This window comes from Methylobacterium sp. JK268 (assembly GCF_054052225.1).
This window is the reverse complement of the sequence record NZ_JBSVZN010000001.1, coordinates 306,751-318,961: the sequence shown is the minus strand read 5'-3', so window position 1 is coordinate 318,961 and position 12,211 is coordinate 306,751. Positions and strand designations below refer to the sequence as shown.

Sequence of the window (12,211 nt, the reverse complement as noted above, 5' to 3'; positions counted from 1 at the left end):
GTGAGCGTGAACACGATCGTCAAGCGGGTCGGCTGGTCGCTCGCCCGCCTCGCCTCGCAGCGTCTCGGCGTGCTGTCCGACCTCGGTTTCGAGGCGGCCTCCGCCTACGCACGCGCCTACAAGAACCTGAACTACGATTTCGACAGCAATGGCGAATTGCTGCTGCTGGAGCGCCTGCGGGACCTGCCGGTCCGGACCGTGCTCGACGTCGGCGCCAATCACGGCGCCTACGCGCGGGCCTGCCTGGAGCGGTTCCCGACCGCCATGATCCACTGCTTCGAGCCCGTCCCGGTCACCTTCGCGATCCTCGAGAAGGCCTTGGCGGGCGAGCCCCGCGCCATCATCAACCCGAGAGGCCTCTCGGACCGGGAGACCGAGACGGTGATCCGCCTCAACCCGTTGGATGACGGGCGCGCCTCCATGATCGTCGGGATCGCCTTCGACGCGCGGGAGCGCTGGACCGAGGTGCCGGCCGCCTTCCTGCGCGGCGCCGACTACCTGGAGAGCCACGGCATCGACACGGTCGATCTCCTCAAGATCGACGTCGAGGGCGCCGAGCACCTGGTGCTGCAGGGCTTCGGGGACCGGCTCTCGGGCGAGCGGATCCGGGTCGTGCAGTTCGAGTACGGGATGCCCAACATCTATTCGGGCCATCTGCTCAAGGACTTCTGGCGCGTCCTGGAGGCGGCGGGCTACGCGGTGGGGCCGCTGATGCCCGACGGCGTCGATTTCCGCGCCTACGATCCGCGCGACGAGGATTTCCAGGGCGCCTGCAACTACGTCGCGGCCGATGCCCGCGACGGCGCCCTGCTGGCCCGCCTGCGCGCGACGCGGCGGCGGCGGTTCTGGTTCAGCCGCTCCCGCGGCGCCGCCTGGACCCCGCGCATCCACTGAGCCGGCTCCCGGGCGCGCCGCGTCCCGCCCCGATCAGGGGGCCGGGACCGTCCTGGGCGCCGGACCGTCCGGTGCCGCGTCCGCCCCGCGCCCGGCGGCGGGGAGGGGCGTCCGGGGCCGGCGCGTGTCGAGCACCGCGAGCGTCGGCTCGGCGGCGAGGAGGCGGCGCGTATAGGGATCCTGCGGACGGTCGAGCACGTCGCGCACGCGGCCCCGCTCCACGAGGCGCCCGGCCTGCATCACGCCCACCGTGTCGGCGATCTCGTCCACCACGCCGAGATTGTGGGTGATGAACAGGATGGTGAGGCCGTGCCGGTCGCGCAGGTCGCGGATCAGGCGCAGGACCTGCGCCTGGACCGACAGGTCGAGGGCCGAGACCGCCTCGTCCGCCACGACGAGCTTCGGGCGGGTGATCAGCGCGCGGGCGATGGCGATGCGCTGGCGCTGGCCGCCGGAGAATTCGTGCGGGTAGCGCGCGGCCGCGGCGGCGGGCAGCCCGACATCCTCCAGCGCCCGCGCGACCAGCGCCGCCCGCTCCCGGCCCCGCGGCGCATCCGGGACGAGGAAGAGCGGCTCCGCCACGATGCGCCCGACCGTGTGACGCGGGTTGAGCGAGCCGTAGGGATCCTGGAACACCATCTGAAAGTCGCGCCGCTTGGCCCGGAGCGCCCGGGGGGAGAGCGCGAACAGGCTGTCGCCGTCGATCAGCACCTCGCCGCCGGTGGGGCGCGAGAGCGCCATGACGATCCGCGCGAGCGTGGACTTGCCGCAGCCGGATTCGCCGACGATCGCGCAGATCTCCCCTGGCGCGACCGAGAGCGAGACTCCGTCGAGGGCCCGCAGCGGCGCGGCGGCGCCCCGGATCGCGTAGTCGCGCGTGAGGCCGCGCAGTTCCAGCCGGGGGACGATCACAGGCGCAGCTCCGGGGCGAGGCCGGCCCGCGCCCGGCGCGGCAGCGCGGCCAGCAGGTCGCGCGTGTAGGGCTCGCGCGGGTGGCGCAGCACCGCCGCGGTCGGCCCCTCCTCGACGGCGCGGCCGCGGCACATCACCAGCACGCGGTCGGTGATCGCCGCCACCACGCCGAGGTCGTGGCTGATCAGGATCAGCGAGAGGCCGAGCTCCCCGACGAGGTCGTCCAGGATGTCGAGGATCTCCTTCTGCACCGTGACGTCGAGGGCGGTGGTCGGCTCGTCCGCGATCAGCAGGTCCGGCCGCAGCGCCAGCGCGATGGCGATGCCGACCCGCTGGCGCTGCCCGCCCGACATCTCGTGCGGGTAGGAATCGATCCGGCGGGCCGCGTCCGGGATGCGCACCCGGTCGAGGAGGCGCAGGGCCTCCGCCCGGGCGGCGCGGCGCGAGAGGCCGGCATGCAGCCGCAGACCCTCGGCGACCTGGTCGCCGGCCGTCATGGCGGGGTTGAGCGCCGTCATCGGCTCCTGGAAGATCATGCCGATGCGCCGTCCGCGCAGGCGGCACCGGGCGGACTCGGACAGGCGCAGGAGGTCCTGCCCGTCGAACAGGATCCGGCCCGACACCCGTGCGGTGCGGGGCAGGAGGCCGATCGTCGCCAGCGACAGCATCGACTTGCCCGACCCGGATTCGCCGACGATGCCGAGCGTCTCGCCGCGCCCGAGGCCGACCGAGACGTCGTCCACCGCCCGGACGGGACCGCCGGGGCCGGGGAAGCTGATTGAGAGGTTCCGAATCTCCAGCATCAGGAGGCCTGCCTCCGCCGCGGATCGAGCCGGGCCGCGAGGCCGTCGCCGAGGAGGTTGAGGCCGAGCACCGAGGCGGCGATCGCGAGGCCCGGCGCCAGCGCGAGGTGCGGGGCCTGGACCAGGTAGGTCTGCGAATCGGCCAGCATCCGCCCCCAGGTCGGGTTCGGCGGCACGGGGCCGAGCCCGAGGAAGGAGAGCCCCGCCTCGGTGAGGATCGCCATGGCGAGCTGGATCGTGACCTGCACGATGATCGCCCCGGCGATGTTGGGGAGCACGTGCTCCAGGGTCAGGCGGACCGGGCCCTTGCCGGCCATGCGGCCCGCCGCGATGTACTCGCGCACCCAGACCTGCATGGCGGCGCCCCGGGTGACGCGGGCGAAGACCGGGACCATGAACAGGCCGATCGCCAGGATCGCGGTGCCGGCCCCGGGACCGAGCAGCGCGCCGAGCAGGATGGCCGAGAGGATCGGCGGCAGGGCGAAGAGGGCGTCGCAGACCCGCATCAGCACCGCGTCGACGAGGTCGCGCCGCGCCGCCCCGGCGACGCCGATGGCGGTGCCCAGGATGGCGCCGATGCCGACCGCCGCGAAGGCGATCGCCAGCGAGTTGAAGGCGCCGCGCATCAGCATCGAGGCGACGTCCCGCCCGAGCGGGTCGGTGCCCAAAAGCCCCGAGACGAGCGGCGGCTTCAGCTTCTGCAGGATGCGCATCCGCGCCGGGTCCTCGGGCGTCCAGGCGAGGGAGAGGAGGGCGGTCCCGACGAGCAGGAGGGTGATGGCCGCCCCGAGCCAGAGGGTGAGGTCGTCCGCGCCGGGGCGGCGCCGGGTGCGGAGGGCGAGCGTGCTCACGCGCGCCCCCGCAGCCGGGGATCGAGGCGCGTGTAGAGCAGGTCGACGACGAGGTTCACCAGGATCACGATCGCCGCGAAGACCATGACGACGTCCTGGATCACCACCACGTCGCGCTGGGACAGGGCCTGCCAGGCGAGCCGCCCGATGCCGGGAAGCGTGAACACGTTCTCGACCAGGACGGCGCCGCCGATCAGGAAGGAGACCTGGAGGCCGAGCATCGTCACCACCGGGACGAGGGCGTTCGGGACGGCGTGCCGCCACAGGGCGCGGCGCAGGGAGGCGCCCTTGGCGCGGGCGGTGCGCACGAAATCCTCGTTCATCACCTCGATCACCGCCGCCCGTGTCACCCGCGTCAGCACCGCCGATTGCGGGATCGCCAGGGCGAGGGCGGGCAGGACGAGCGCCCGGATCCCGGGCCAGAGCCCCGCGCCCCAGCCCGGGAAGCCGCCCGCGGGCAGGAGCCCGAGGCCGAGCGCCACCGTCATGATCAGGAGGAGGCCGATCCAGAAGTTCGGCACCGCGATCCCGGCCTGGGCGTAGAGCGTGGCCAGCGCATCGACCCCGCCGCCGGGGCGGGCCGCCGCCGTGACCCCGAGGGGCAGCGCGATCGCCACCGCGATCACCACCGCGATCCCGGTCAGCGGCAGGGTCACGGCCATGCGCTCCAGGATGAGCGTCGAGACCGGGACGCCGTAGGTGAGGGAATTGCCGAGCTCCCCGGTCGCCAGCCCGCCGATCCAGCGCAGGTAGCGCCACGCCGCCGGGTCGTCGAGGCCCATCTGCGCGCGCAGGGCCGCCACGCTCTCGGGGGTCGCCGCGGTGCCGAGCATCGCGGAGGCGGGGTCGCCCGGCACCGCCTGCATCAGGCCGAAGACCAGGAGCGAGAGGATCAGGAAGGTCGCCGCGAAGCCGCCGAGCCGCGTCGCGAGGGGTCTCAGCATGGGGGCAACCTCGCGCAACCGCTCCGCCTCACTCGGTCCAGCGGACTTCGGTCAGGTCGTTCGACGGGACCGGCTCGTTCAGCCAGTAGCCCGTCAGCTTCGCCTTCCAGACGCCGAGCTTCGGCTGGACGTAGAGGAACAGCGCGGGCACGTCCTGTGCCAGGATCGCCTGGGCGTCGCCGTAGGCCTTGAGCCGTCCGGCCTCGTCCAGCGCCGCGGAGGCGGCCGCCATCGCGTCCTTGAAGGCCTGGTTCCGGTAGCCGAAGTAGTAGGAATCGTTGGCGTAGATGCCGATGTCCATCGGCTCGGCATGCGCGATGATCGTCATGTCGAACCGGTGGTCGCGCATCACCTCCTGCACCCATTTCGCCGGGAACTCGGTCGGTTGGATGGTCATGGTGACGCCGATCTCGGCGAAGAAGGCCTGGAGGATCTCGGCCGAGCGGGCCGCGTAGGCCATCTGCGGCGCCTTCAGGGCGAAGCTGAAGCCGTTCGGGTAGCCCGCCTCCTTGAGGAGGGCCTTGGCCCTGGCCGGATCGTAGGGAAGCGTGCCGGTGAGGTCGCGATAGCCGGGGTCGTTGGGCGTGTAGTGGCTGCCGATCGGCGCGCCGAAGCCCGACGCCACGCCCTCGATGAGGAGCTTGCGGTCGACCGCCATCATCAGGGCCTGCCGCACGCGACGGTCGGAGAAGGGCGTCTCGGCATTGTTCATGCCGGCGACCACCTTCATCTCGGTGAGGCCGGGCTTGGCGGTGAAGGCCGGGTCCTTCTGGAACCCCGCGTAGAGTTCGGGGGCGGGCAGGAGCGGGAAGGCGTCGAGGTCGCCGGCGCGGAGCGCCGCGACCGCCGCCTGGGCGTCGCCGATGAAGCGGAAGGTCACCCGGTCGAGCTTGGCGGCGCGCTCCGCGTCCCAGTAGGACGGGTTGCGCACCAGCTCCACCCGGTCGCCCTTGCGCCAGGCCGAGAACCGGAACGGGCCGGTCCCGACCGGGTTCGTCCGTGCGCCCTCGCGCGAGGACGGTTCGAGGATCACCGCGGCCGGGAGCCCGAGCCCGTAGAGCAGGGTGCCGGCGGGCTGGGCCAGAGTGACCACGAGCGTCGCCGGGTCGGGGGCGGCCACGTCCGCGATCGCCGCGTAGAGCGCCTTCTGCGGGTTGACGGAGCCGGGCGCCCGGATCGCGTCGAGGGACGCCTTCGCCACCGCGGCGTCGAAGGGGACGCCGTTGTGGAAGGTGACGCCCGTCGCCAGGGTGAAGGTGTAGGTGCGCCCGTCGGGGGAGATCGTCCAGCTCCGCGCGAGCTGGGGCCGCACCGCGCCGTCGCGGTCGATCCGCGTCAGGCCCTCGAACACGTTCTGCCAGACGACCTGTCCGATCGCCACCGGCGCGGCCACCGTCGGGTCGAGGCCGGGCGGCTCGACGGTCATGCCGAGCGCGAGGTCCGTGCGCGGCGCCGCGCGGGCCGGGCCCGTTGCCGCCGGAGCCAGGGCCGCTGCCGCGAGGACGGCCGCGAGGGCGAGCCGGCGGAAAAGGGGGCGCAGCAGCATGGACCTGACCTCGTCGGGACGGGCGTCCGGATCGGCTCGCATCGTCCGACGCCCTGGATGCGGCAGGTTCGGCTTGGCCGGAACTGCGATCTCTGCCGCCGGGTGACGCAGGGTCCGGTTCCCCCTGCGCCGCGCCGGCGCGCGCCCGGACCCCACGGCGGGGCCCGACGTGCCGCCGCCTCACGCCGCCCGGGCGATCGACTCGGCGAGCATCGAGGCCATCTGGTCGATATGGGCCGGCTCGGCGACGAGCGGCGGCGACAGCGCGATGATGTCGCCGGTCACCCGGATCAGCAGGCCGCGCTCGAAGCAGTCCACGAACACGTCGTAGGCCCGGGCGCCCGGCGCGCCCGCCCGGGGCTCCAGCTCGATCCCGGCGATGAGCCCGATCGTGCGGATGTCGATGACGTGCCGCGCGCCGCGCACATCGTGCATCGCCGCGTGCCAGTGGTCCTGGATCGCCGCCGCACGGGTGAGGAGACCCTCCTCCGCGTAGATGTCGAGCGTCGCGAGGCCGGCCGCGCAGGCGACCGGGTGGCCCGAATAGGTGTAGCCGTGGAAGAGCTCGATGGCGTTCTCCGGCCCGGTCATCAGGGCGTCGTGCACGGCCCGGCTGGCGAAGACGGCGCCCATCGGCACGGTGCCGTTGGTGAGCCCCTTGGCGGTGGTGACGAGGTCCGGCGTGACGCCGAAGAAATCCGTCGCGAAGGGCGCGCCGAGGCGCCCGAACCCGGTGATGACCTCGTCGAAGATCAGCAGGATTCCGTGCCGGGTCGCGGTCTCCCGCAGCCGCTCCAGGTAGCCCTTCGGCGGCACCAGGACGCCGGTCGAGCCCGCCACGGGCTCGACGATCACGGCCGCGATCGTCTCGGCCCCGTGCAGGGCGACGAGGCGCTCCAGGTCGTCGGCGAGGTCGGCGCCGTGCTCGGGCTGGCCCCGCACGAAGGCGTTGCGCGCGAGGTCGTGCGTGTGGCGCAGGTGGTCGGTGCCGGGCAGGGTCGGGAAGACGCGGCGGTTGTTGACGAGGCCGCCCACCGAGATACCGCCGAACCCGACACCGTGATAGCCGCGCTCGCGCCCGATCACCCGGGTGCGGGTGCCCTGGCCGATCGCCCGCTGGTAGGCGATCGCGATCTTGAGGGCCGTGTCGACGGATTCGGATCCGGAACCGGTGAAGAAGACGCGGTCGAGGCCGCCGGGCGCGATGGCGGCGAGGCGCTCGGCGAAGTCGAACGCCACCGGATGGCCCATCTGGAAGGAGGGCGCGTAGTCGAGGGTGGCGAGCTGGCGCTCGACCGCCTGGGCGATCCGGCGGCGGCCGTGGCCGGCATTGACGCACCACAGGCCCGCCGTGCCGTCGAGGACCCTGCGCCCGTCATCGGCCGTGTAGTGCATGCCCTCCGCCGCCACGAGCAGGCGCGGCGCCTTCTTGAACTGGCGATTCGCCGTGAAGGGCATCCAGTAGGAATCGAGGCGGGGGGCGTTGGCGGACATGGACGGTCTCCAGTGCGGCCCCTAGGAGAGGCCGGTTCGGGCCAGGTCAACAAGTCCTTTTCTGGCGGCCTGCAAGTGCTTGACACCGCTCGGTCCGGGCATCGAGTGTTGGTGTCCGGTGAACACACGCAACGGCGGCCGATGACGAACGAGGACGTGGGGGCCCGCTTGCGCTACCTGCGGATGCGGCACGGCCTGTCGCAGCGCGCGCTGGCCAAGCGGGCGGGTGTCGTCAACTCGACGATCTCGCTCATCGAATCCGGCCAGGCGAACCCGTCCGTCGGGGCCCTGAAGCGCATCCTCGACGCGGTGCCGATCGGGCTCGCGGAGTTCTTCTCCCTCGAACCGCATCGGAGCGAAACGGCGTTCTACGCCGCCGAGGACCTCGTCGAGATCGGCAAGGGCCGGATCTCCTACCGGCAGGTGGGCGATACCCTGTTCGGACGCGCGCTCCAGATCCTCAAGGAGCGCTACGAGCCGGGCGCCGATACCGGCCGCGTGCCGCTCGTCCATGACGGCGAGGAGGGCGGAATCGTCCTCTCCGGGCGGCTCGAGGTGACCGTGGACGACGAGCGCCGGATCCTCGGACCCGGCGACGCCTACTACTTCTCCAGCCGTCGGCCGCACCGTTTCCGCTGCGTGGGGGATGCGCCCTGCGAGGTCGTCAGCGCCTGCACGCCGCCGACCTTCTGACGCGGCGGCGACGCGCTCCGGGGCGCGCCGCCGCGGCTGCCCGCTCAGCCCACCGCGAAGAAGTCGTGCGAGGCCGCGACATAGACGTTGCTGGCGCCGAAGCCGACGATGTCGGCCCGTCCGTCCCCGGTCACATCCCCCAGCACCCGCCGATAGCTGTCGTCGCTGCTCCAGCCGCCCGCCGTCGCGCCGAAATCGCCCAGCTCGAAGGTCGGCGCCGCGAAGTTGCCGCCCCCGGTGGCCAGGGACACGTACACCCCGGCATCGCCGAAGCCCACGATGTCCGCCTTGCCGTCCCCGTTCACGTCCGCGAGGTGGCGCGGGTAGTGGTCCTGCGAGGACCAGCCGCCGCCGCTGCCCGCCCCGAAATTCGACACCGCGAAGGTTTCCGCCCCGAAGGTGCCGTCGCCGTTGCCCAGCGCCACGTAGGTGCCCGCCTCGCCGAAGCCCACGATGTCGGCCTTGCCGTCCCCGTTCACGTCGCCGAGCTCGCGGTGGTAGGTGGTGTCGCTCGTCCAGCCGCCCCCGCTCGGCGTGAAGGTCGAGGGCGTGAAGGTCGGGGCCGCGAAGTTGCCGCCGCCGGTGGCCAGGGAGACGTACACCCCGGCATCGCCGAAGCCGACGATGTCGGCCTTGCCGTCGCCGTTCACGTCCACGAGGTGGCGCGGGTAGCGGTCCTGGGACGTCCAGCCGTTGCTGGCGCCGAAATTGGCGACCGCGAAGGTCTCGGCCCCGAAGGTGCCGTCGCCGTTGCCGAGCGCGACGTAGACGCCGGCGTTGCCGAAGCCGACGATGTCGGCCTTGCCGTCGCCGTTCACGTCGGCGACCTCGCGGTGGTAGATGGTGTCGCTGGTCCAGCCGCCGCCGCTCGGGGTGAAGGTGGAGGGGGTGTAGGTCGGGGTGGCGAAATTGCCGCCGCCGGTGGCGAGCGCCACGTAGATTCCGGTCTCGCCGAAGGCGACGACGTCCTTCTGCCCGTCGCCGTTCACGTCGGCGAGGACGCGGGGGTAGCGGTCCTCGGTGGTCCAGCCGCCGTTGTTCTGCGTCAGGGCGGCAAGGCCCGCGTGGGGCGACTCGAACCGGCTCGTCGTGCCGGTGTCGGAGAGTTCGACCCGGTAGGTCCCCGTCTGCGACGTCGCGTGGGCGCCGGCGCTCACGTAATACGTGCCGCTGGTATTGGCGCGGATCGCAAGCTGCGCGTCGGAGCCGAAGCCGCCGTCGTCGTTCGACGTCAGCAGGGTGCCGGTGCTGTCGTAGAACCGCAGGAGCGGATCGGCGAGCGTTCCGGCGCCGGTCGGACTACCCCTCTCGTTGATGACGTAGGTGTGGCCGGCGACGAGCTGCACGCGGAACCAATCCTGATCGCCGAACGTCTCGATGGTTCCGGAATTCGAGCCGCCGACGCTGATCGTTTGCGTCGTGGCCGTGCTGCCGGGGATGTCGTCGTAGTAGAGATTGATTGTTCCGTTGTCGAATGAGGCAAGTTCCATGTTGTTCAGCGTGTCCGTGCCGTCGGGTCCGACGACGCGGAAGCTGCTCGTGCCGATCTGGGTGATCGTGTAGGCCGAACTATTGCCATGGAAGACCGCCGTGTCGGTGCCGGCGCCGCCGTCGAGGGTGTCATTCCCGGCTCCGCCGGTCAGGGTGTCGTTTCCGTCGCCGCCGCTCAGGAAATTGTCGGCGGCATTCCCCACGATCACGTCGTTGCCGGAGCCGCCGATCGCGTTCTCGATCAGCGAGCGCGTGTCGCCCTGGTACTGCAGGGCATTGAACACGTTGCCGCGCGCGTAGTGGCCCGCGCCGAGATAGGCGAGCTGCGCGGTCGAGAAGGTCGAGTAGCCGCCGGGCGTGAGGTCGATGTTGAGGTTGGTCGTGTAGTTCGACAGGTCGTAGGTATCGGTGCCGTTGCCGTCCCAGATCGTCTCGAAGATCCGGTTGGCGCTTCCCCCAGCGCCGTTCCCCGGATTGGTGGCGAGGACGCCGTTGACGTAACCCTGGCCGGTGGTCGGGTTCCAGGTGTAGACCGTGTTGCCGGAATTCGACGTGAAGTCCGCCCCGTACATGTACTGCAGCGCGGCGATGTCGAGCATCATGTAGGTTTGCGGGTAACCGTAGGCCTCGTTGGTGTAGCCGGTCGTCGGCCCGCCGACATAGGACCGGTAGGTCATGACGGTGAATTCGAGCGAGTCGACGTTGCTCGGCAGGGCGGTGTTGGCGGGGCCCCCGGTGTCCTGGCCGTGCTTCAGGCCGAGGGCGTGCCCGAGTTCGTGCAGGGTGTTGTTCCAGCCGTAATTGCCCTGGACGGGCGACTGGATCGCCGTCCCGAGCCACGCGTCGCCGCCGTAGATGGTTGTCGAGGGATAGTAGGTGAGGCCCGTCGTGTTGTCGGAGGTGTTCGCGACCCGGATCGTGCCCGTACCGCTGCCCGGGGTTCCATAGTCGATCCCCAGGTTCGTGAACGCCTCGACGGAGAAGCCCGAAGCACCCGCCGGCTGCGTGTAGATCGACTGGTCGAGGGCGTAGTGCACGGCCAGGAGCTGGCCCGCACTGATGCGTCCGAAGCCCTCGTTCTGCGCACTGACGCCGTTGTTGTTGCTATCGACGACGTAACCCGATTGGTAGTCGCTGGGCGAATCCGGGTCCGTGTAGGTGATGACGGAGGCGCTCCAGCGCGTGCCCCTGAGGAGGCCGTCGATCCGCTGATCGCCCGACGCCGTGACGGCCGCGGTCGTGCCCCCGCCGCCCTGGGCGCTGCTGTCGCCCGGGTCGAGGGTCTCCTGCGGAAGGGTCTGGATGGCGTCCGGCGTCGCAACGCCGATGGGCGGATCCTCGGCCTGTCGGTTGCCGGGCGCCGGCCCCGCCGCGACGGAGGCGAAGGGAGCGCTGCCGGCGCCGGCCACCGTTCCGCCGGTCCGCTGCCGGACGCCGTCTCCCGTCAGCAGCGTGCGGACGAAATTGAAGGTGAGATCCGCATTCGGGTCGTCGGCTCCGAACCCGTCGGAGGACGGGGCCTCCAAGTCGCTCGTGTCCGTCCAGGTGGTGTCCGCGTTGGCGCTCGCGTCGGCGTTCCGGCTGCCCTGGTTCTTCCTCGACATCAGATGCTCCCCGGCGGAGGTGGGTCGGTGCGCGGACGGCTCGCCCAAGGCGGCCGCGCGGCATGAGGCGCCGTCGCCCGCCAATTGCTGGACCCAGTTCAGTTTCTATCGTTCAATGCAACCAAAGATTTGTACGTGTTGCAGCGTACGAGACCAGTCGTCCTTACCGACTGCTAACCCGAAATCGGAGTAAGTGCAAGTTTCTACGCTGTTTTCATCCTGGGAAATAGAAGCAATACATATGTACTGCAATAATCAATGTGTGATACGTATCGGTAAAGGCAATTCATAATATGGAATAACTGAATCAATCGGAACGATGGTCGCCGTCGCGGGTAACAGGTGATATCGAAACCGAAAATCTAGCAATGACTTTCCGGTAAGCAGGTGACGATGATCATTCGGCTCGACGATGAGAGGTCGATCGTGCAGGCGCGCGTGCGGATCAGTATCGCGGCCGGCGTCGAACCAGGGCATGATGGCGGCGCGCGGGCGATCGTCTCCCGCGACATCCGGGAGAGGCCTGCCTCATCTGTCCGGAGAACGCGCGGAGGGGCGGTGCGGCCGGACGGCGGCTCCGCCGCGTCGCGAATCCCGGTCACCTCCAGGGCAAAGTCCCGCGCGGGGCGCGGGGGTGTGACGGCGTCCTGCCCGGACCCGAGCCGGACTTCGTGTCGGCGGCTCGCGGTTTAATGCCGTTTGGTCGTCGTGCCGTCGCTGCCCAGGGAGGTCGGGTCCGAGAAGTCCCTGGCGATGTCGAGTGCCACCTCCGGCGTGACGACGGCGCGAACCTGCCGCCGCAGCGTGGCCACAAGGGACTGGGCCTGGTCCCTCGACGGGGTCGAGAGGAAGAATCCGACCACCCTGCGCCCCCTCCACGTCACCGAAACGCAGTATTCATTATCATCGATACTCTCTATTTGAAACTCGTATTCTTCTTCGTCCGTTGGCATCGCCGTTTCCTCTTTCTTTTATATTT

10 protein-coding genes are annotated in these 12,211 nt (G+C 70.9%); 2 read left to right on the top strand and 8 right to left on the bottom strand.

All coding sequences use genetic code 11. From position 1 onward, the window contains the following. The first annotated feature begins 6 nt into the window (after window positions 1-6). Window positions 7-894: an FkbM family methyltransferase gene (locus tag ACW9J6_RS01370; RefSeq protein WP_457114624.1), complete on the top strand. Its 888-nt coding sequence runs from the start codon at window positions 7-9 to the stop codon at window positions 892-894. Between the two features lie 33 nt (window positions 895-927). Here the strand turns inward: ACW9J6_RS01370 and ACW9J6_RS01365 are convergent, their stop codons facing one another. From ACW9J6_RS01365 to ACW9J6_RS01340, 6 genes are all read right to left on the bottom strand, one after another. Next, the gene (locus tag ACW9J6_RS01365; RefSeq protein WP_457114623.1) at window positions 928-1,806 is read right to left on the bottom strand and encodes an ATP-binding cassette domain-containing protein; all 879 of its coding nucleotides are present in this window, start codon (window positions 1,804-1,806) and stop codon (window positions 928-930) included. After that, window positions 1,803-2,609, bottom strand: coding sequence for an ABC transporter ATP-binding protein (locus ACW9J6_RS01360; RefSeq protein WP_457114622.1), 807 nt, complete (start codon window positions 2,607-2,609; stop codon window positions 1,803-1,805). The genes ACW9J6_RS01365 and ACW9J6_RS01360 overlap by 4 nt, the downstream gene beginning before the upstream one ends. Further along, the gene (locus ACW9J6_RS01355) at window positions 2,609-3,460 is read right to left on the bottom strand and encodes an ABC transporter permease (protein ID WP_457114621.1); all 852 of its coding nucleotides are present in this window, start codon (window positions 3,458-3,460) and stop codon (window positions 2,609-2,611) included. The genes ACW9J6_RS01360 and ACW9J6_RS01355 overlap by 1 nt, the downstream gene beginning before the upstream one ends. Continuing rightward, entirely contained in the window at window positions 3,457-4,404 is a 948-nt protein-coding gene (locus ACW9J6_RS01350; RefSeq protein ID WP_457114620.1) for an ABC transporter permease, read from the bottom strand. The genes ACW9J6_RS01355 and ACW9J6_RS01350 overlap by 4 nt, the downstream gene beginning before the upstream one ends. A 28-nt stretch (window positions 4,405-4,432) precedes the next feature. Continuing rightward, window positions 4,433-5,950 carry an ABC transporter substrate-binding protein gene (locus ACW9J6_RS01345; protein WP_457114619.1) on the bottom strand — a complete coding sequence of 506 codons (1,518 nt, stop codon included), beginning with the start codon at window positions 5,948-5,950 and terminating at the stop codon, window positions 4,433-4,435. A 180-nt stretch (window positions 5,951-6,130) separates the two neighbouring features. Beyond that, window positions 6,131-7,444: an aminotransferase class III-fold pyridoxal phosphate-dependent enzyme gene (locus tag ACW9J6_RS01340; RefSeq protein ID WP_457114618.1), complete on the bottom strand. Its 1,314-nt coding sequence runs from the start codon at window positions 7,442-7,444 to the stop codon at window positions 6,131-6,133. Window positions 7,445-7,585: 141 nt separating this feature from the next. Here ACW9J6_RS01340 and ACW9J6_RS01335 point away from each other — a divergent pair, with 141 nt between their 5' ends. Continuing rightward, the gene (locus ACW9J6_RS01335; protein WP_457114617.1) at window positions 7,586-8,137 is read left to right on the top strand and encodes a cupin domain-containing protein; all 552 of its coding nucleotides are present in this window, start codon (window positions 7,586-7,588) and stop codon (window positions 8,135-8,137) included. Between the two features lie 44 nt (window positions 8,138-8,181). Here the strand turns inward: ACW9J6_RS01335 and ACW9J6_RS01330 are convergent, their stop codons facing one another. Continuing rightward, complete coding sequence (locus ACW9J6_RS01330) at window positions 8,182-11,232, bottom strand: FG-GAP-like repeat-containing protein (protein ID WP_457114616.1); 3,051 nt, start codon at window positions 11,230-11,232, stop codon at window positions 8,182-8,184. Between the two features lie 689 nt (window positions 11,233-11,921). After that, a complete protein-coding gene (locus ACW9J6_RS01325) occupies window positions 11,922-12,185 on the bottom strand; it encodes a hypothetical protein (protein WP_457114615.1) in 264 nt (87 codons plus the stop codon). Between the last annotated feature and the right edge of the window lie 26 nt (window positions 12,186-12,211).